At 43.9% G+C, this 19,664-nt stretch carries 15 protein-coding genes and 1 pseudogene; 7 read left to right on the top strand and 9 right to left on the bottom strand.

What is annotated here, in order from left to right; all coding sequences use genetic code 11:
- Nucleotides 1-13: 13 nt before the first annotated feature.
- Complete coding sequence (locus tag CWB98_RS07725) at nucleotides 14-196, bottom strand: helix-turn-helix domain-containing protein (RefSeq protein ID WP_138544336.1); 183 nt, start codon at nucleotides 194-196, stop codon at nucleotides 14-16.
- A 94-nt stretch (nucleotides 197-290) separates the two neighbouring features.
- Between CWB98_RS07725 and CWB98_RS07720 the strand changes: the two genes are divergently transcribed.
- From CWB98_RS07720 to CWB98_RS07705, 4 genes are read left to right on the top strand one after another with little or no spacing between them, the layout of a single operon-like run.
- The gene (locus CWB98_RS07720) at nucleotides 291-1,865 is read left to right on the top strand and encodes an Eco57I restriction-modification methylase domain-containing protein (RefSeq protein ID WP_138544335.1); all 1,575 of its coding nucleotides are present in this window, start codon (nucleotides 291-293) and stop codon (nucleotides 1,863-1,865) included.
- Complete coding sequence (locus CWB98_RS07715) at nucleotides 1,865-4,399, top strand: sensor histidine kinase (protein WP_138544334.1); 2,535 nt, start codon at nucleotides 1,865-1,867, stop codon at nucleotides 4,397-4,399. Before CWB98_RS07720 ends, CWB98_RS07715 begins: the two co-directional genes overlap by 1 nt.
- A 2-nt stretch (nucleotides 4,400-4,401) precedes the next feature.
- On the top strand, nucleotides 4,402-5,049 hold the full coding sequence (locus tag CWB98_RS07710; protein ID WP_138544333.1) for a response regulator: 648 nt from the start codon (nucleotides 4,402-4,404) through the stop codon (nucleotides 5,047-5,049).
- On the top strand, nucleotides 5,042-5,626 hold the full coding sequence (locus CWB98_RS07705) for an HNH endonuclease (protein ID WP_138544332.1): 585 nt from the start codon (nucleotides 5,042-5,044) through the stop codon (nucleotides 5,624-5,626). Before CWB98_RS07710 ends, CWB98_RS07705 begins: the two co-directional genes overlap by 8 nt.
- A 443-nt stretch (nucleotides 5,627-6,069) precedes the next feature.
- On the opposite strand, the pseudogene CWB98_RS07700 reads toward CWB98_RS07705, so the two are convergent.
- The 3 genes and pseudogenes from CWB98_RS07700 to CWB98_RS07690 form a co-directional block, all read right to left on the bottom strand.
- Nucleotides 6,070-7,197 (bottom strand): annotated as a pseudogene (locus CWB98_RS07700) (IS3 family transposase).
- A 176-nt stretch (nucleotides 7,198-7,373) separates the two neighbouring features.
- On the bottom strand, nucleotides 7,374-7,880 hold the full coding sequence (locus CWB98_RS24720; protein ID WP_138544331.1) for a hypothetical protein: 507 nt from the start codon (nucleotides 7,878-7,880) through the stop codon (nucleotides 7,374-7,376).
- A gap of 461 nt (nucleotides 7,881-8,341) precedes the next feature.
- The gene (locus CWB98_RS07690) at nucleotides 8,342-9,241 is read right to left on the bottom strand and encodes a sulfite exporter TauE/SafE family protein (protein WP_138544330.1); all 900 of its coding nucleotides are present in this window, start codon (nucleotides 9,239-9,241) and stop codon (nucleotides 8,342-8,344) included.
- A 215-nt stretch (nucleotides 9,242-9,456) separates the two neighbouring features.
- On the opposite strand from CWB98_RS07690, the gene CWB98_RS07685 reads away from it, so the two are divergent.
- Together CWB98_RS07685 and CWB98_RS07680 are read left to right on the top strand one after the other, a co-directional pair.
- A complete protein-coding gene (locus tag CWB98_RS07685; RefSeq protein ID WP_138544329.1) occupies nucleotides 9,457-9,798 on the top strand; it encodes a hypothetical protein in 342 nt (113 codons plus the stop codon).
- 208 nt (nucleotides 9,799-10,006) lie between these two features.
- Nucleotides 10,007-10,843 carry a hypothetical protein gene (locus CWB98_RS07680; protein ID WP_138544328.1) on the top strand — a complete coding sequence of 279 codons (837 nt, stop codon included), beginning with the start codon at nucleotides 10,007-10,009 and terminating at the stop codon, nucleotides 10,841-10,843.
- 110 nt (nucleotides 10,844-10,953) lie between these two features.
- Here the strand turns inward: CWB98_RS07680 and CWB98_RS07675 are convergent, their stop codons facing one another.
- The 3 genes from CWB98_RS07675 to CWB98_RS07665 form a co-directional block, all read right to left on the bottom strand.
- On the bottom strand, nucleotides 10,954-12,876 hold the full coding sequence (locus tag CWB98_RS07675; protein ID WP_138544327.1) for a GGDEF domain-containing protein: 1,923 nt from the start codon (nucleotides 12,874-12,876) through the stop codon (nucleotides 10,954-10,956).
- A 146-nt stretch (nucleotides 12,877-13,022) separates the two neighbouring features.
- Entirely contained in the window at nucleotides 13,023-14,066 is a 1,044-nt protein-coding gene (locus CWB98_RS07670) for a type III polyketide synthase (protein ID WP_138544326.1), read from the bottom strand.
- Nucleotides 14,067-14,470: 404 nt separating this feature from the next.
- Entirely contained in the window at nucleotides 14,471-16,705 is a 2,235-nt protein-coding gene (locus tag CWB98_RS07665; protein ID WP_138544325.1) for a hypothetical protein, read from the bottom strand.
- A 384-nt stretch (nucleotides 16,706-17,089) separates the two neighbouring features.
- On the opposite strand from CWB98_RS07665, the gene CWB98_RS07660 reads away from it, so the two are divergent.
- Nucleotides 17,090-17,275 (top strand): hypothetical protein, encoded by a 186-nt coding sequence (locus tag CWB98_RS07660; RefSeq protein WP_138544324.1) that lies wholly within the window; start codon nucleotides 17,090-17,092, stop codon nucleotides 17,273-17,275.
- An 85-nt stretch (nucleotides 17,276-17,360) separates the two neighbouring features.
- On the opposite strand, the gene CWB98_RS07655 is transcribed toward CWB98_RS07660, so the two are convergent.
- Both CWB98_RS07655 and CWB98_RS07650 read right to left on the bottom strand, forming a co-directional pair.
- Nucleotides 17,361-18,626, bottom strand: coding sequence for a S41 family peptidase (locus CWB98_RS07655; RefSeq protein ID WP_138544323.1), 1,266 nt, complete (start codon nucleotides 18,624-18,626; stop codon nucleotides 17,361-17,363).
- Nucleotides 18,623-19,573, bottom strand: coding sequence for a GlxA family transcriptional regulator (locus tag CWB98_RS07650; RefSeq protein WP_138544322.1), 951 nt, complete (start codon nucleotides 19,571-19,573; stop codon nucleotides 18,623-18,625). Before CWB98_RS07650 ends, CWB98_RS07655 begins: the two co-directional genes overlap by 4 nt.
- Between the last annotated feature and the right edge of the window lie 91 nt (nucleotides 19,574-19,664).

The following is a 19,664-nucleotide window of genomic DNA, read 5'->3' as shown; positions in this document are numbered from 1 at the left end:
GATTAGTTGACCACTACAAACATTGCTTTTCTTGCTCTCTGATCCACTTCTCAATCTCAGCTTTTCGAAACCTCCAAGAACCTCCGACCTTAAAACCCGGTATTTCCCCTTTAAGCGCCAATCTATAGGTTGTTTTTTCAGCAATTTTTAAAAATTGAGAAACTTCTTGAACTGTGAATATTTCTTCGCTACCCATTGTCTGATTGCGCCCAAGTGCCGTGTGATATATATTGAAAATAAGTGAAAATTGAGGAAATGACAAGCATTGTTGTTTAAGTGGGATACGCTAATTGAATACTAAATTTAACGGTTCTTTCTACACACCGGTTGAAATAGCCGAGTGGCTAACAGAAAGAGTCAGCAAAAACTATACAGCGTATAAAAAAGTTAAAGTACTCGAGCCAAGTTGTGGTGATGGAGTTTTTCTTGATACGTTTTCTGCTGCCTTTGGTGATACAGTTTACACCGCAGACGCAGTGGAATTGAACTCACATGCGCACCAATTGGTGCTGGACAAAAAAACGCCAAACGTTAACGTGTATAATGGTGATTTCCTTTTTTGGGAAACCAGGTCCAGCTATGATTTAATAATCGGCAACCCGCCCTATATAGCAAGAAAAAGATTAGATGACAAACAGGCTGAGAAGTGTAAGCAAATACATATATCAAATGGCTTAGAAAACAAAGAAATTTCTAATATATGGACTTCCTTTCTAATAAAGTCCGCATCACACTTATCAAATAAAGGAATATTAGCGTTTGTTCTTCCAACAGAGCTTTTACAAGTAAATTATTCCAAAGAGATACGAAAATACTTATTGGATAGATTTGAACGACTCGAAATAATTTCATTTAAGTCACTTGCGTTTGAGGATATCGAGCAAGATACTGTAATTCTTATAGCATATAAAAAAACCGAAATGGAAAATGGCCTTTACTTCGCCGAAGTGTCTACTGTCAGTCAACTACGCTCTCAAAATTTGACTTTCACTCGCCACCATGGAGATCATAATGCGAAGTGGTCTTCATATATTTTGACTGAAGAGGATATGTCATTTTTAGAGGGAGTTTCAGAAAAATGCAAAAAAGTTTCAGATTTTTGCACCTCCGTAGCAGGCATAGTTACGGCTGCTAACTCTTACTTTATTTTGACTAGCGATGACGTTAAGAAATACAAACTGGAAAAGTATGCAAAGAAAATTGTTCAACGGGGAATATTTATAAACGGCTCTGTTGAAATATCCGAGTCTGACTATAATGAAATATCAAATAGTGGCAAGCCATGCTACTTGATTGATTTGAATAGTGTTAAAGAAAGCGAATTTTCGGATTCATTAATGCAATACCTAAAAAAGGGACGGGAACTAGAAATACATCAAAGATACAAGTGTAAATTAAGACCTCGGTGGTTTGATGTTCCTTCAATATGGAAAAGCGAAGGTTTATTCTTTAAGAGAGGTCACAAGTACCCCAAACTGGTCGTAAACAATGCCGATGTATACGTTACTGACTCTGCTTATAGAATAAAAATGAAAAGTGACTATAACATACAAGCATTTGCCTACTCATTTTACAACTCATTGACACTTTTATATTCCGAACTAAACGGACGGTATTATGGTGGCGGAGTATTAGAGCTAACCCCAAATGAGTTTAAAAGCCTACCCGTACCATATGTAGATATAGAAAAAGAAGAATTCTCTCTTTTTTCACAGAACTTCAAATCAAAGAAGACAATAGAAGACTTAATTAAAATAAATGATGAGAAAGTTTTATCTTCAATTAAAGGCCTGTCACCAGATGACATAATCAGGGTTCATAACATTTACCAAAAAGTTAAACGTAGAAGGCTAAGGGAAAGCTAATGCCTAAAGAAAAATTAGAAAAAAATTTTGTTGAGTTTAGAGTTTCTGCAAAAACAGCTAGATTAATAGGAAGGGAAAGTATTTCCTCGGCAGAGGGGGCTATTATAGAGCTTGTAAAGAACAGCTATGACGCAGATGCCTCACAATGTCAAATTTTCATTCTCAGCAAATTTGAGCAAATTCCCCCACTCTTAACAAACAAGGAGTTTTTAGATGTTGAGTCTACTTTAAATGCGGATATAGAACGCAACTGTTTAAAAAAAGCTTATGAGTATTCCGATTTAGATCAGACATACCTTTTGAAAGACACGCTATCTAGCGCTAACAGGGAACTTCTTTCATCTATCTTTTCTAAAGACAATATGATTGTCATTGCAGATGATGGAGAAGGAATGACATCCAAAATAATTGAAGAGCATTGGATGACCATTGGGACAAATGCAAAAGAACTTAGCGCAATTTCTGATAGAGGTCGTATAAAGTCTGGAGCAAAAGGGATTGGACGCTTTGCCTTAGATAAACTCGGCAAGTCATGTGAAATGAAAACGGTTCAAGAAAGCAACCAGCCTTGCATCTGGAATGTTAATTGGGATGACTTTGAAGACAAAGAAACACTAGACCAAGTACAAGCCTCTCTTGAAATAAGGGATTTTTCTTTTTCAGATAGTTTGGAGAGTCTAACAGAACTCAAATCCCACCTTTACAACAATCCCAGCTCATCAGGCACATTGATTTGCATCAGCAATCTGAGGGAGTTTTGGCCTAAAGCGCGGATATCGAGGTTATTTGAAAACTTAAAATCCCTACTCCCGCCACTGGAAGAGAGCGACTTTAAAATCTCTCTCTATGCGAACAAACATGAAGAAGACTATGGTGAACTGACTTATAGTGATTATAATGAATACGACTGGAAACTTTCAGCAAAAATAGCCAATGGTTCAGCTGAGTTAACTTTCTACCCTGCTGAATATGATAAACAAAGCTTTGATTATGATTTCTTTAAAACTCAGGGTTATATTAATGAGCCGCTATTTTCAGAAGAAGAGTTCAAGAACGGTGAGTACAAAAGAGTAGTAAAAGTTGACAACCTTATCCCAAACTCGAACGAAAGCTCAGAGCTAAAACAAACCCTTGATAATCTGGGCGACTTCGAATTTTCTGCCTACTTTTTAAAAAAAGCATCATCTAATGATGAGAAGCTCAAATATTTTTATAAATCAGTAAATCAAACCTTAAGGAATAAGTGGCTAAGCCTCAACGGTGGAGTAAAGATCTATCGTGACAATATGAGAGTCAGGCCCTATGGTATTGGCAGTAACTTCGACTGGCTCAAGCTTGATGAAAGAGCTGCTGCTAGCCCTGCTGCTCCAAGTAGAAAAGGACAATGGAGAGTTAGAGCCCATCAATTAGCTGGCATCGCTCATATATCTCGGTTGAAAAACGTAGGGATTGAAGATCAGTCCAACCGTGAAGGACTGATTGACAATGACTACCTGGCAGTTTTTAAAAACCTGCTGGTTGCTCTAGTTAAGGAACTCGAATATCAAAGAAGCTACGTTGCGTCAATTCTGGATAGTTTGCACAAACAAAAAAATGTAGAAGAGCAAATTGTCGAGCAATCTAAAAACATCATAAAGTCTCATAAGCCCACAAAGCCCAAAGAACCGGATTTATTCACAACTGACGAAAAGTCACAAGACGAGGAAAAAATCGATGTTTTAGTTCAGCATGCTAAGATCCAAGATGAGAAAATTGATAATCTAACAGAAGAGAATAAGCTGCTAAGGGTGCTTGCTGGCTCTGGAGCTATGATCGCATCATTTGCACATGATTTTAAAAAAATGAGCAATAACCTATCTGCGCGGCATAAGAAATTGATAAAAGTCTTAAACCTCTTCGATCTAGACGTTTCCAAAGTAGACCCTTCACTAGATCCATTTTCAATGATCGCTGACATGCAACAGCAAGACGATAAGTTAAATGCTTGGCTAAAATTGACATTAGATACTCTGAAGCAAGATCGCAGAAAAAGCAAAACCATTGATTTGGAAGATTACTTTTCTACATTGCATAACTTTTGGGAAGCTCATTTATCATCAAAGAATGCTGAGCTCTCTTTTGATATCATTCCAGGAACAGCCATTAAATGTTTTGAAATTGAGTTAGATGCTATATTCAACAATTTAATTTCTAATTCATACGAAGCCTTTAAAAACCTAGGTTTTAGAGGAGAAAAAATCATTAGTATCAACGTGCTACTTAACGGAGAGGAATTAGAGTTTATCTACAAAGATTCAGGTCCAGGCCTGTCAAAGACAATCTCCAATGCTAATAAAATATTTGAACCTTTATTTACAACTAAAACTGATAACCAAGGAAATATAATAGGGACTGGTTTAGGGATGTCACTGGTAAAAGGAAGTATTGAAGATTTAGATGGAAATATTAGCGTCCTTTCTAAGCCAGGAGAAAGCGGCTTTTCTGTCAAAATAAGTATTCCAAGTAAAGTTGAGCAACCTATTTCAAGGAAGTAAATATGAATATTGTTTATATTGACGATGAGCAAACTGAAATTAACTCTTTCAAAAGCTCAATCCTACTTGTAGATATGAATGTAACTATTACGGGTATTCAGCCACTCTATAGTCTAGAAGAAACATATGAGTTAGTCATGTCGGGCCGAGAGGTCGATGCTGTCGTTACAGATTATGAGTTATCGGATAGCTGTGATGTTTCATTTACTGGAGCTGATTTAGTTAAAGAGTTGAAAGAACGGCAACCTTTTCTGTCATGCTTTGTTCTTACTGCGTTTGAGGACAACGCCGTTAAGTCAGACTCTGTTGATGTTTATCAAGTCTATCCCAAATCTGTTTTAGACAAACTAGATGATACATCATTGGAACACGAAGTATCGTTTTATGACCGACTTCAACAGCAAGTTGAAAAGAATAAACGAAGATTAATTTCTTTAACCTCAGAGTACCAAGAACTCATCAAGTTAAGAGACTCAACAAGCTGGACTAGCGAAAAAGAATCTAGATTAATTGATTTAGATAGCCTCTTAGACTTGCACGCTGGAGGAGAGCAAATATCAAGGGTTTTAAAACAATCCAATTGTACATCTCAGATCATAGAACTGATTGAAGTAACAAAAGACTTACTGAGTGAGACAAAAAATGGTTAGCATCCATAGAGTAAAGCCTTCATATTCAGATGTTTCAAAAAAGAAAAACTATCGAGATTATAAGGACTCACTGAAAAGTGATTTTTCAGGCTGCTGCGGCTATTGCGGCTCTCCTGACTTTGTATTTGGCGGAAAAGCTGGCTTCCAAATCGACCATTTTGCCCCTCAAGATAAGTTTAAACATCTTGAAAACGAGTATAGTAATTTAATTTACTCATGCCCTATTTGCAATCGAGGAAAGTCAAATAAATGGCCTACGGATGACCCTAATATCCACACCAAGGATGACGAAGGCTTTATACACCCTTGCTCATTGGAATATGACGATAATTTGATGCGAAATAGAGACGGAACTATTGATGCTAATTCGGACGTTGGAACATACATGATACACGTCCTCAAGTTATATCTTTTTCGACACCAAGTCATCTGGATAAGGGAAGAACTGAGGGAGCTTATAGGTCAAGTAAAGCTGCGCATTGATGAGTCATCTGAACTTGGACAAAAGTACAATGCATTAACAGCAGCCTTTTATGAGTACGATGAAATACTTAGGGCAAATATAGATAAGCGGTGAACCACCCTGTACTATATGAATGAGTGTGATTACCAAACGATGTTGACGTAATCACACTACTACAGTAGCTAGCACATTAGATCAGAAGTAACACCTTTAGCTAACGTAGCGACTTCTTTTTGGCTCAAATCTACGCTTCTTATGACCAAGTGAAGTGTCCTGCAAAATGTCTTCGATTCTCGCCATTTCATCGAACAGTTGGTTCAACTCATTTTCCGTAAGTACCACCACTTTAAAGTGTTATAAAACAGACAGTTAGAGAGATAATCTTTAACTGGCTTTTTTGTACCTGATGGAAAGTGTCCTGTTGTTGTCCAGTTTTTTTCAGCTTATCAGGGGGCGAACCTACTTTTCTGTATCGATTAAAATCGGGCTATAAAGGAAGAGAGCTGGACCCCATTGGTTAGACACACTCAGCCATTTTTTAGATGAACAATCTTCCTTTATGCTGCGAACTTCTGTGTCGCATGGTATACCTCATCAGGCGTTTGCTTTTCCAAACTCTGATGTATTCGTTCCTCATTATAAAATACGAAGTAGTTGCCTATCTCTCGCTCGCTCCGCTTCTCTGATTGAGTCGTATGCTTTCAGGTACACTTCTTCATATTTCAGGCTTCGCCATAGCCGTTCTATCATGACGTTATCGACCCAGCGGCCCTTGCCATCCATGCTTATCTTGATGCCGTTCTCTTTCAGTTTGCCCGTAAATACATCGCTAGTAAACTGGCACCCTTGATCTGAGTTAAATATCTGGGGCTTACCGTAACGCTGTAGCGCTTCGTCCAATGCTTCGAGGCAAAAATGCGTATCAAGCGTGTTCGATAGTTTCCACGACAATACCTTACGACTAAACCAGTCTATGATCGCAACAACATACACGAATCCTTTGGCCATCGGGATATAGCTGATGTCTGTTGCCCACACCTGGTTTGCATACGTTACCTCTGTATCCCTGAGCAGGTAAGGGTAAATGCGGTGTGCTTTGTCAGGCTCGGTGGTTTTCGGTTTTGGATACAAAACCAAGATCCCCATTAAACGCATCAGTCTCGTCACCTTCTTACGGTTGACCTGGTAGTTTAACTTGGCCAGTTCGTCGACGAGCCGCCGGCTACCCATGAATGGATACTTCAGGTGTATGTCGTCAATCACCTTCATAATGTCGAGCGTTTCCTGCGATTCACCCTTGGGCTTGTAATAGGCAGAAGCACGGCTAATTTCCAGCAATTCACACTGGCGTTTTAATGCCAGCGAATGTGTTTTGTCGAGTTTATTTTTCTTATGTGCTCTTGCTAACGACCGAGCACTTTCGCCAAAAAATCATTCTCCATTGTCAGCTGACCGATTTTAGCGTGCAATTTCTCGACATCTTCATCTGATTGCTGACCAGAGTTAGATTTTCCGGTAAACAAGCTAGCGGCATTTTGTATCAGCTCGTTTTTCCAGGTAGTGATCTGGATCTGATGAATATTGTAGTGGGCTGCCAACTCAGCGGTTGTTTTATCGCCTCTGGCAGCTGCAAGAGCTACTTTTTCCTTGAATTCTGGTGAATGGTTTCTGCGTTTCTTGCTCATAATCTGCTCCAATTTGTATTGGTCTATTAATAACAGATTATTCATCTAAGTGCGTGTGCTAAATTTGGGGACCATTTCTATACGAAATTTTGTAAAAATAAGCAACGTGAGAAGCAAAAATACAAACGAGAATTCGCTGCCCATGATAATTCTTCTGTTTTATGAAATCCGCATGATTACTTCTTGGCCTGAGGGTAAATCAGAGCAGACAACGCTGGTCGTATAACAGCCAGTACAAAGACTATCATTACAAGTGCACCCATAAGCAACCTCTGGGACTGCATAAACCAGGGTTGCTCCCACAAAGGTTTCACTTTTTTCTCCCCGGCCTGCTCTTCCAGTAAGGTGCATGCCTCTGGTAATCCGGTGAATCGATCTTTTTCAGGGTACTCGAACACGAATCCGGCTCTGGCCAGTGCCAGGCGCGCCTGATCGGCATCTCGCTTAAGAACATATAAAATATGCTGAGACAGTTCTGCCCTGTAGGAAATATCATTCATTTCAAGGATGTCGACTATTTTAACGGCATCAACCACCCGCATATCCTGCACCAATGGCCTGTATTCAGGTGTGCGTGCCCAGCTAACAATGAATATGCATATAAAAATAGATACAGCCAATACTGCAAGTAGTAGATATTGCCTGGATATAGTAAACGTATGGGTGGGATTGGAGTGTTCCATGTTTAATCCTTGGAAAAATAAAAGCCATTTGCTTTGTTTGATATTTCACGGCGTTATTCGATTGACCCGATAGGTGGCTTACGTGGAAACCTGATGCTGTCTTTAGCACGTCTACCGCTATTTATCTGACCCCTCAGCTATGCGTCTGATTTCTATCAATGCTGCATCCTTAATGGAATCTGATATCTGCCTACTATCAAGATTGCCGTAAAATACCATCGTTGAGCGTTTTTCGCTATTGGGTCCTGCCTCATAAGAAGTAATGGGCGCTGGGTTAGGCTTCATTGCCTGATATTGGCTCGCTCTCGACGTCTGGTTAACCATAAGCGGAGATAGTTTTAAAAAAACCAGTGCACTTCCTTCTCACACTTATACTTACTGCCACTCAGCAGCTAAGTGTTTTATCAGTACATTCTCGTAGTACGAAACTCGTATGTCAGCTCTACACAGGCTATTTCTACCTACAAATACAGTCTGACACACTCATACGCTGTGAAGCCGGTCTCCAGTGCGATAAGCAGCAATAACATATTAACCACGCCGCGCTCAGGTAGTTTTGCACACACCAGTGCCCCCAGCGGTGCACCGAGGATCACCACGGGGATGGCTGCATGCACCATCAGCTGGATCTCGGGTGTGAGTGTGTCCAGTACCAGCATATTCGTCATCGTGCCCACAACAGAGGTGATGGCCATAATGATCACGCTGGTTGCCGTGGCAACCTTGATGTCTTTTTTCAGCATTAAAACCAGGTAGGCAAAAATAAAAATATCGGCTCCGGATCCCACCAGGCCACTTGCTAGCCCACCAATAAATCCAACCAAAGGGATAAACTGATAATCAGTCGAGCTCTCTGTCAAATGAGACTGAATACCAACTCTGAGCTGCTTTATCAGGGTCACCGCAAACAAAATCAGCAGTACGCTGAATAAGGATTTAATTGCCAGTCTTGGCAGCAGGTCGCCCAATAGGGTCAGGCTAATGATTACGCCAGGGATCGCCCCCAGCAGCGCCGAATATACAACCCTATGATAAAAACGGATCTTAAAAAACAAGATAGTCAGTGTCGCGGCAACCATGCCAAAGGACTGAATACCCAACGAAAACACCTTCGCAGTCGACGGCTCAACAGACAGTACTTTGGTCATGACGGGAAAGGCCACTGCCCCGCCGCCAAGCGCCGTGCCGCCGGCGATAAATGAACCAAACACCATGGTCAGCGCTATCTGTATCTGCTGATAAAAGTTACTCACAGCCAGATCCGGTCCAAGGCTTAACAGCCAGCAAAAAAGCAGGCAGGGGTAGACCAGCAAAGGTACAGAGCGTTTTGATATTTTCTGACGGATGGTGTTTTGCAGCATACTTTCTCCTTAAGCGGCCACATTGTATCCTTGATGTCTGCCAGATTGGAACAATCACGTTCAACGAAAACCAAAATATTCTGCGCAAGCAACAGGGTTTGTAACCACTGGCAAGCGCTTTGCACAAAAATTTAATGCCAACACAAACAACTGGGTGTTTTTTGAGCACAATATTTTGTGTATCATTGCTTATTTAACGCTAAAGAACTGACACAATGAAAACCTGGATTACCCTACTTTTAATCATACTTTGTACTTTCAGTAGCTTAACTTTTGCTGCGGTCAAGGGTTCAAGCAAAACAACGGTCGCCACCTTAATTACATACTCACAATATGGTCAGGGTGATGTGGTATTTAAACTCGCGGCCCCTGAGGAATCTTGCCCTGACGGATATTGGATGAAAAAGGCGGATCCTGGTTTTGAGGCCAATTTATCTGTTTTATTGTCTGCATATCACGCCAAATCAAAAGTAATTGCACGCGGCCATGACGATAAGGTTTGGGCCGGTTCAGCTGGTAAGTACTGTTTACTCTATTCAATTGAACTTTATCTTTAGCCTCCGGAACACTCAGCACCCGCGATGCAATTGAACATGCAATAGGGGCCTTATGGCTCCCTCACCTATCTCGTATTGAATGGCTTTTTGAAAATACGATGCTGCCAACTGTGACATAAAGCAAACTTTATACCCTTAAAGCCTTCTTAATTACTCATTTGTCCCTTAAAATGGGTTACTGGAAACAAGGATAATTTAAGGAATAACGATGTTTACCAATAAAAAAACCCAATTTTTACTGAGTGCGCTGGCACTGGTTGCCTGCTCTGCAACAGCGCAAAGCGATGGACTGATCCTCAAACAGGACAGCCTCAGAGACAACCTGCTGACTCAGGATAAACTGACAACCTTTACACCTGAGTTTCGTGGTACGCATTTTATTGCCACTGACAGCCAGGGCAGCATCGTCTCGGGCAGCCAGGTACACAGTGCTCAACCTCAGATCAATGCACCAGATAGCACTAAGTATATTACCTTTGATGTGATCAACAACGACGGAATAAAAGCCACCTACTATGGCACCCCGTCACTGGATTTCAACGGCTGGTACGGACACTGGGTCGATGTCACTGAACAAAGCGGCGATTTCGAGCTGACCATAGGAGATGGTACTGTGCCCAACCGCGCCTGCCAGCTGGCAGATGAAAAAGTTGATATCAGCGCATTTGAGGTCGCGACCACCAGCCATGGCAGCATTAATCACCTGAATGATGGGGTCGTGGTCTACAGCTACAACCACGTCTGGTTCTCCAAAGAAAATCAGGAATCTATTTATGTGACTTTGCCTCAGGCAGAAGCGGTATCAAAAATCGCACTTGCTCAGGGCTACAATCACACCACAACCTGGATCACCACCAGCTGGAAACTGTTTGGCAGTAACGATCAACAGGTTTGGACACCCATTGGGTCAGGTGACAAGCCCGACTTCCCGGCTATGTCTGAATACTGTCTGGACTCAAAGGCACACTATCAGTACTATCGCCTTGATGTCTCAAATGATCTGGGCAATTACCTGAGCTTAGGTGAACTGGAACTGTTTAAGTAACAAGTACAGAGTACAAAACTTGCTGGCCCCAGCCGCGTGGTCAGCAAGTCGTCAGGCCGTCAAATAGCTGCATTTTGACTTAGCCTGACATCTGCAACCTATTAACGACTCTATAGAGGCATCACAACTTGATCCCGGCCATTTTGTTTAGCCTGATACAAACATTGATCGGCACATTTAAATGCTGCATCTGATGTACCCAGCTGCTGTATCTTCATCGCATGGCTGACACCAAAAGAGGCGGTCACCTGGAGCGTGGTGTCCCCAAGTTTAAACGGTGCCTCTCTCAGTGCATTCACCATATTTTGAGTAAAAGCCCGAAAGTCATCACGTTCTTTAGCCACCATCAGGAATTCCTCGCCGCCCCAGCGTACAAACAACTCATCATCGGCAACAAACTTTTGTAGCCGGGTTGCGGATTCGGCTAGCACCGCATCTCCCTTGTCGTGGCCAAAATTGTCGTTGATCTGTTTAAAATGGTCGAGATCAATCACCACCAGACGGTATAGTGTATCGGTTTTCAGTCTTTTCGGTTTTGCCATTTCCTGCTGATATAAACGACGATTGGCCGCTTTGGTGAGGGGATCAACAAAGCTCAAATCGTACAAGCGGCGGTTATCTTTACTTACCGCTCTGGCCCTCAGTGCCAGCCATCCGGCCCCGGTGAGCGCCAGAACTAACCATAAGACCAGTAATCTGAAGCGTTGTTTATCAAGTAAAAGCTCAAGGTTAGATAACCGGCTTTGCGCACTTAACAGGTCACGCTCTTGAGCAATTTGTTGCACTTCCAGGGCTGTATCCAGCGCAATCAGCTCATTCATGATCATGGCTTTTTCCTCTACCCTCACCTCTTTAAGCAGTGCCAGTGCCGCTGCGGCCTCGCCCTGACTTTCCAGTACTTGTGCCAGAAAAAGCCGACTTTTGAGCAGCCAGCGCGTGTGTTTAAGCAAGCTAAAAACCGCTACCGCAGACTGAGTTGCCGATTGTGCAGCATCAATTCGCCCGCCTGCATAATGTGCCAAGCCCAGCTCCAGTAGGCAGATCCCATGCTGCATCGGGTATTGCTCAGTACTGGTCATACTGGTACAGCGGGTGGCTTTTTCAGTGGCTCCATCGAGATCTTTCTCCAGATTAAGTAGTCGGGCCTCATTTTTGAGTGCAACAACCCGATAGAAATCGCCGGAATTCTCGTTCAGGTAACTCAACGCCTGCTCAAATTTCTCTCTGGACTGGCTGGCTTGGCCGGCACGGTTGTGAGCAAAAGACTGATTAAACAAAATCATAGACATGTATTCAGGGGTGGCGCCGGCATAACTTCCATAGAGCGCTTCTGCCTGACTCAGATACTTTAACGCGTTGTGCCATTGCTCCAGGTGTACATACAAGAGCCCAAGGTTATTATGTAAAAGGCCATGCAGCCGGTTATCAGGCCATGCGTCGACCTGTTTAATCCCTTTGAGAAAATACTGCTGCGCTTTAACCAGTTCATTGGTTGCGTTAAGAACCACACCCGCCGTATTGTAAAGCTCTGTTAAAAGAAACCCCACACCGTGCTTTTGCGCGAGCGTCACCCCTTCGACAATCGCTGTACGCGCCGCTTCGAGGTCACCAAGCCTTAGCGCTACTTTTGCCCGAGTCTGTGCAACCCAGGCTTGCAGCCAGAAGAGCTGATGTTTTTGTGCCAGCTCAGAAAGCTGCTGGTCCAAGGCAGCACGTTCGTTATCGTCGCTCGCTGCGCGCCTGCGAATCCACATCACATACACCGTTTCGATTGGCTTTAAACCTGAGTTATCTTGTTGCCACTGCGCCAGTTGCTTTAACGCAGTCTTCGGTGAGTGAGCAGCCAAGCCATAAATGTCAAGCAGCGGGTGCAATGGGTCCTGCTGCTTTAATTGTTCCCCGGGTGGTAATACCGGGAGTTTGTGAGCTGGCCGCTGCGCATTGGCGCTGTGCAACCAAAAGGTATCCAGTGTTGCAACTATCAGCATAGAGACAAAAAATACACTCAGCGCGAGAAAGGCTTTTTTATACATGACCCAGGTCACTCAGGGATAATTGCTAAAGTATACAATAAAGTGACTGACTGGCCATGAAACCGCGCTGTCTGTTAGCTGATGGCCAAAGCCAACCTGCATTGCTTATCAAACAGGCGATTTTGGCTTTGTACCTTGAGTATCAATCAGTGCCACACCCCAACGCTCATCTCTGAGGTAAATCCGGGCCCAAATGCAGCAAGCAGGCTGGCATCGCCGCGTCTTGCAGAATCAAAAGTCCGCTTTAAAACATCAATGACAGCTACGCTGGAGGTATTACCCGTTTCAGCCAGGCAAGCCCGGGAGCGGGCCACCATATCTGGCTCAAGCGACAAACACCGCACCAGCTCATCGAGAATGCGTTTTCCACCGGTGTGAAAAATCGTACTATCAACCTGGTTGGCATCGCGCGACAGACTGCGTCTGCAAAATGATTGCAGATAAGGTGCAACATGGGGAATGGAGTGCATGACCTGCTTATCCAGAGAAAACTTAAAGCCCTGATGGGTAATATCATATTCGATGTAAGGCAGTGTATCTTTGATGGTAACACTTTGATTATTGGTCAGCTTCAGGCCAGATACCTGGCTGTCACCACGCATGACCACAGCGGCAGCGCCATCGGCAAACAGTGCATCACTAATAAAGTCCTGTAAGCGGTTGGCTTCTCGATGAAAACACAATGAGGAAGTTTCAACACAGACGATCAGCACATTACTGTTTTTACGGGTCTGGCAGTATTCAAATGCCCGACCAATCGCCGAGGCCCCTGCCACACAGCCTAGCTGTGCAATCGGGATTTGCTTGGTTTCATTAGGTAAACCCAGTCGATTGATCAAATGCGCAGTCAATGAGGGCATCATAAAACCAGTACAAGACGTGGCTATCACCATATCGACGTCTTCCGGCTGCACCTGCGCGTTTGCCATCGCTTCTAATGCAACGGCTTCGGCCATATCAATGGCTGCTTCTTTGTAGCGAGCGGCACGCGCGCCAAAGTCCCCGAGTTTCACGACTTCTGTGAGCGGCAGGATCAGGTGGCGGTTTTTGACCTCTGTATTTTGGATCATTTCAAAGGCCCGCTGCTTGTAAGGGCTATCGGGGTGACAAACTTCAATGACGGTCATGATGTCATCAGCATTGACTAGGTGCTCTGGGTAAAAAGTCGCGGGTTTGCATAATGTGGTCATGTTGTATCTCCTTTTGAATTCATACAAAAAGACCCGACCCACACAAATAAATTTCACAAAAATAAAAAATAAAATTAACAATTGCTTCTTTGAATAATTACTTTTACCATTTTAAATCAGATAATTAGACAGAAACACACAATAAATAACTTTTTCCAGTTAACAAGTAGGTACAATTCTAAATAGTACGAAACGTGCTGATTACAATGAATGATGTTGATCTGACTATTGATTGTCACAAATCCTGTCGTCTTTGTTTAGCAATCGGATTTTTCAATTCTTTGCAATGCCACATACAATAATGACTGGTTTTATCACGCAATACTGCTGCGTCATACACCTAAAAACGAGTACGGCGCCATCAAAAAATAGCGCCGATACTAAGCCACAAGTAAACTAAGTGACTACTTGTGGCCAAACTGAAGGTGGTCAAGCTCCAGATCATTTTCGGTGTTTTCAATAAAGATCCGGTAAATTCCCTGACTGCTCTCAATACCAAAGAAATGATCGTCTTCAACGGTACTGTAGAATGAGTCATCAGCAATTGATACATAACCCGAATCACCTATCATGTTCCCTTGTTCATCGTAGGCTATAAAGCGGGTTAGCCCTTTACCATCAACCCAAACCAGGCCTGCATAACTGGGGAGCTTGCCGAGTGAATTCTTATCAAATGTAAAGCTGACTCCCGCTTGCGTGGACTGGTTAACATAATAACTTCGACAGCCTGTACAGTACCCATCTATCTTTCCATCGTCCGCGTCCACAGAATCAACATACCGAGCAGTATTACGCACCAAACCACGGCTAGCACTCACGCCTGGTACACTAAGGTGACCCGATTCAAATGTTTCCAGATGACTGTAAAGCGCACTCTGAGCATAGGAGTAAAACGGACTGTCACGTTCAAAATCTCGATAAGATAATGGCTTAATGGCCTGCGGTGCCCCCAGATAACCATATTGCAGATGATCTATCTCCAGGCCATCGATTGTATTTTCAATGTACAGCCTGGCGATGCCTTTGTGCGCAGTCACGCCAAAAAAGTGATCATCTGCAACAGTGCCATAAAATGAATCATCAGCAATAGATACCTGACCAGAATCAGCAATCACATTGCCAAACTCATCATAAGCTTTAAAGCGTGTTTCGCCTTTGCCGTCAGTCCAGACAATTCCGGCATGAGTCGGCAATGTACCTAACTCTGCTTTATTGAAGGTAATCATCAGGCCCAGCTCGGCTGACTGGTCAACATAAAAACTTTTACATGACGCGCATTTGCCATCAACAACCCCATCGTCACCATCAACAGAGTCGACAAAACTAGCTGGTGCACGCACCACTCCGCGTGAAAAGCTCGCTCCTACAGCATCACCCATGCCATGCTCAAATGTTTGCAAATGAAAATACCCAAAAACATCTTTGAGCGCATAAAAAGGGCTATCCTGTTCAAAACTCAAATAAGGGGTTGGACCAAGCGGCAAGGCGGGTTGAAGGTTTTGGTAACCAAACTGAACATGATCAATTTCCAGATCATCTTCACTGTTTTCGATATAGATACTGGAAACACCTGTCTCTGAAATCACACCAAAAAATGTATCATCCGCCGTGGTGCCATAAAATGAGTCGTCAGCAATATTAATCAAGCCAGAGTCTGCTATGACAACGCCTTCGTTGTCATAGGCAATAAAACGCGTTAACCCCGCACCGTCTACCCAAACAACACCCACATGTGTAGGTAAGTGCCCCAGGCTCACAGCGTCAAACGTTATTGTCACACCCTGCTTGTTACTTTGGTTCACATAAAAGCTATGGCAGCTTACACACTGCCCGTCCAGTACACCATCGTCAGCATCTACGGAGTCGACAAAATTGCTGGGCGTACGAACATAGCCATCTGAGAAAATAGCGCCTTTTTCAAGATCTGTGCTGCTTTCAAAATCCAGCAGGTGGAAGTAGTCGAATGCACTCTGTTCGCTATAAAAAGGGCTATCCTGTTCAAAGCTTGCGTAATTCAGAGGCCCAATTGGCTCTTGGCGTTCCTGTAATCTATGGCCAAATTGCAGGTGGTCAAACTCCAGCGCATCAATGGTGCTTTCAATATAGATACGCGCGATACCCTGCTCATAAAAAGTACCAAAATAGTGATCATCTCCAGTGGTTCCATGAAATGAACTGTCCGAAATGTCCTGAGGCTCAGACTGAGCTATCACATTACCAGCTTCGTCGTAGGCAATGAATTTTGTCAGCCCCTTTCCATCGGTCCAGACCAGACCCGCATCTGTAGGTAGTGCACCAAGTGCATCGCGGTCAAACGTAATGTTGACCCCTAACTGGTTCTTCTGAGAGACAAAGTAACCACGGCAACCACCACAGCGACTGTTTATTACGCCGTCGTCACCGTCTACCGAATCCACATATTTCGCAGGTGCACGAATATAACCTTGATCAATTGTAACACCGGGTACTGACACACTACCTGATTCGAAATCATCGAGGTGGAAATACGATAAATGTGGTATGTGCTTAATTGGGCTATCTTCATCAGACAAGTAACGCTTGATAATCACTTGTTCCGAAGCAAAGGCGCGCAGCGATAGCATCAACAACGCAATCCCAAGAAGTTGAGTTAATTTCATTATTATTCCTTTTATTGAGTAGATACTGACAGCAGAATTCAGATATGCATGTCGGCCAACACTATAAATTGCAATTATATGGATGGCCACTTTTCCCCAATGGTAATCTCATTTTAGTAACTTGTTTTTGATCTACACCACCTCAGGGTTAAGCCCCCTTTAAGCATGCTGTTTCAAAAAATAATGCGATGAAATTCAATCGCAAAATGGTAGAGACCATAGTCGGCGCCAGTCAGCTAACGCCACAGAGCAATTTCAGGATGTCACCACATCAGTAACAGGCGGTGCTCTGCCACAATTGCATTTTTCTGTTGCACAATTACCTATTTAAGGTAATTTATTACTGTGTTCAATTGGGTGAGCACATAACTTAAAGGAATAATTATGAAACTTAACTTCAAAAAGAAAGCGGTTAAAAACCTGACGCACGCGGCAAACCAAATGCCACACCATGCAACACACCAGGTTGCAGGAGGTGCCTTGCCCGGACTGACAAACCATCACTGCTCTGCACTGGATCTGTGTATGACAACGGATTGCTTCACGCTGGAGTGTAACTTGCCTTTATAAACGTTTGCTTCAGCACTGCCTGTTGGGCGTGTTGTGAATACAAGGCACTGGGACACTGATCCCATGCCTTGCATAATCTTAGTGTCTATTTATTAACAGATGCAGGCCACTGAGTGTGTGCACTCAATTGTGATAGAAGATGTATCAACACGGTATCCTTCCCTGCGCGGTAGTCCTCCCAGCTCGGTGCTATATGTATGTCCGGATACACGGCATCACTTTGTACATCTGAAAATGGATAGTACCGTTTCGACAAGCTAAACCGACGCCCCGAGTTTGGTAGCGAGAACACGCTATTTTCTGAAAACTGATTTGGGTCTCCTCCGGTTGGGGTGCCAACCACTGTGGCATTGAGGATTTGTCTGAATTGCACGGTATTGGTCATGGCAGCAGAAAAGGTTTCTCCATCTGATAACACATAGACTCCCTGCATCCAGTCAATTTGGTCCAAAGGCTGCAAACATGCTGACAACGCCAGGCCCGAGTAGAAATTACCGCCACCATTACCTCTGAAATCTATAATCATGACACGCGAGCCAGCCGCCCTGAGGGTCGCTTGTAAGTCCTCACAGTGTGCTATCACCTGCTCAGGTTCGGGATAGGACCTAAAATCAAAGTAAGCGGCTTTGTGCTGTCTGAACAGGCTCAATGTGATCCCAGGCATGCCAGTATCGTGTGTGGTCAGTTCGGGCTCAGTGCGCGAATAAGCAGAGCTGAGCTTACCAAATTCACTCATACTGATGGGCGAAACCGGTACACTGCTCTCCTCTTTCCCTGTGACAAATTTGAACAACGCAGGCTGTTCCTCTTTTACTATCTCAAGCCCCAGCAATAATTTATGTAAAGACAGGTAGTACTCAAAGCTGGCTTTTTCACTGTACTGATTGTCTACGCCCGGCAAAGTAGCCGCCAACTGAGTGTACAGCTCAGCCACACTCACCCCGTTGATTGAGCTAAGCTGAGCCCCCAGTAAGTTGCGATATGCTGACGTGGTGTCGATAACGCGCAGGGTATCGCCAAAAAATTTAAACCGAAATGGAAAGTGCTGGTGTGGCCCAGACATCATAAAATAATTGCTGTGTCCGTCGCCTATTGCCCGGCTTATCGCCATTAGCCGGGTTTCTACCTGCGCTTCGGTGAGCCCTTGCAGTTGTGCTTTTAGGCGCTCAACCTTGCGGTCAAAGTCCGCTTCTGCCAGGGTATGAAATGGCTGAATGTGTTGCGTTTTCACCTGGTGGGCATAAAAGTCAATGTCTTCCAGCCAGGCTTGCTGCTCTGTCTGGGTAAGCGGTGAAGCGGCGCCACAAAATGTAAAACAGCCAAATATCAGCGCAATCAGCTTGTATTTCATCGGTTAATTCCTTTTGTATAGTGTGACGGGGATACCCCAAACTGCCTGATAAATGCACGCCTGAAACTGTCATAGCTGTTAAAGCCAAGCTTGCCCGAGACATGTTGCAGACTGATATTTTCTTCACAAAGCAGATCGCGTGCATGATTCAGTTTCAGGGTTTTAAAGTAGTGGCTTGGCGTACAATTCAGATGCTGCTTAAACAAGCGTGTCAGTTGCCGCTCGCTCAGATTGCAAAACTCTGCCATTCTGGATACCGTGACCGACTGATTAAGCTGGGTGCTCAACCAATCCATTAACGGAGAAAGCTTTAAACTATCGCCGGATTGCAGTGCCAGGGCATCTGAATACTGATGCTGGTTTCCTGAGCGTTGCAGATAAACCACCAGATCTTTCGCCACTTGCGCGGCAATACTGTTACCGTGATCCTCTCTCACAATGGCCAGTGCCAGATCAACGCCCGACAGTACCCCTGCCGATGACCAGACATGCTGGTCCTGTATATACAGAGGATCCGCAGAAACGGTGCAATGTTGATGTTGCCGGGCCAGGTTCTCGCAATAGCGCCAGTGCGTCGTCAGGGTTAATGCCTTGTCAGGAAAAAGCTGGGCCAGAACAAACGCGCCGGTACAGATGCTAAATACCCGTTCAGCTTTGTCTGCCAGCGCCGATAGCGCCCTAAGTTGCTGAGCCTCCAGCGTTAATGTCCGCATACCACTGCCACCACAAATGATTAAATCATCCAGGTCGACCTCATCACCCAGTCCAAAATCGGCATGAACCTGTTGACCATAAGCCGTCCTGACCAGGCCGGGTACTAAGCTCAATAGCTTGCTTGCATAGGCATTTGGCACACAGGCGTTAGCCTCCATAAAGGTGTCCAGCGGTCCAAATAGGTCCAGGGCCTGAAACCCATCCGCGATAAAATATACTTGTTTTCTGGTCATACCTTACTCCTTTGATGTACATCTTAACCGAACAAGCAGTGTCACTTAAGACACAAAATCGACAAAATCAGACATCATAACTGAACGTCAG

This window comes from Pseudoalteromonas rubra (assembly GCF_005887115.1).
In the GTDB taxonomy this organism is placed as follows: Bacteria; Pseudomonadota; Gammaproteobacteria; order Enterobacterales; family Alteromonadaceae; genus Pseudoalteromonas; species Pseudoalteromonas rubra_F.
Note: the sequence above shows the minus strand (reverse complement) of the source record. Positions and strands in the feature narration are given on the sequence as shown.

Excerpts from the sequence above, each read along its gene's own strand:
- CWB98_RS07685 (WP_138544329.1), top strand. The coding sequence starts at position 9,457 with ATGAAAACCTGGATTACCCTACTTTTAATCATACTTTGTACTTTCAGT.
- CWB98_RS07665 (WP_138544325.1), bottom strand. The coding sequence starts at position 16,705 with ATGAAATTAACTCAACTTCTTGGGATTGCGTTGTTGATGCTATCGCTG.
- CWB98_RS07705 (WP_138544332.1), top strand. The coding sequence starts at position 5,042 with ATGGTTAGCATCCATAGAGTAAAGCCTTCATATTCAGATGTTTCAAAA.
- CWB98_RS07655 (WP_138544323.1), bottom strand. The coding sequence starts at position 18,626 with ATGAAATACAAGCTGATTGCGCTGATATTTGGCTGTTTTACATTTTGT.
- CWB98_RS07660 (WP_138544324.1), top strand. The coding sequence starts at position 17,090 with ATGAAACTTAACTTCAAAAAGAAAGCGGTTAAAAACCTGACGCACGCG.
- CWB98_RS24720 (WP_138544331.1), bottom strand. The coding sequence starts at position 7,880 with ATGGAACACTCCAATCCCACCCATACGTTTACTATATCCAGGCAATAT.
- CWB98_RS07690 (WP_138544330.1), bottom strand. The coding sequence starts at position 9,241 with ATGCTGCAAAACACCATCCGTCAGAAAATATCAAAACGCTCTGTACCT.
- CWB98_RS07725 (WP_138544336.1), bottom strand. The coding sequence starts at position 196 with ATGGGTAGCGAAGAAATATTCACAGTTCAAGAAGTTTCTCAATTTTTA.
- CWB98_RS07680 (WP_138544328.1), top strand. The coding sequence starts at position 10,007 with ATGTTTACCAATAAAAAAACCCAATTTTTACTGAGTGCGCTGGCACTG.
- CWB98_RS07670 (WP_138544326.1), bottom strand. The coding sequence starts at position 14,066 with ATGACCACATTATGCAAACCCGCGACTTTTTACCCAGAGCACCTAGTC.
- CWB98_RS07710 (WP_138544333.1), top strand. The coding sequence starts at position 4,402 with ATGAATATTGTTTATATTGACGATGAGCAAACTGAAATTAACTCTTTC.
- CWB98_RS07715 (WP_138544334.1), top strand. The coding sequence starts at position 1,865 with ATGCCTAAAGAAAAATTAGAAAAAAATTTTGTTGAGTTTAGAGTTTCT.
- CWB98_RS07675 (WP_138544327.1), bottom strand. The coding sequence starts at position 12,876 with ATGTATAAAAAAGCCTTTCTCGCGCTGAGTGTATTTTTTGTCTCTATG.
- CWB98_RS07650 (WP_138544322.1), bottom strand. The coding sequence starts at position 19,573 with ATGACCAGAAAACAAGTATATTTTATCGCGGATGGGTTTCAGGCCCTG.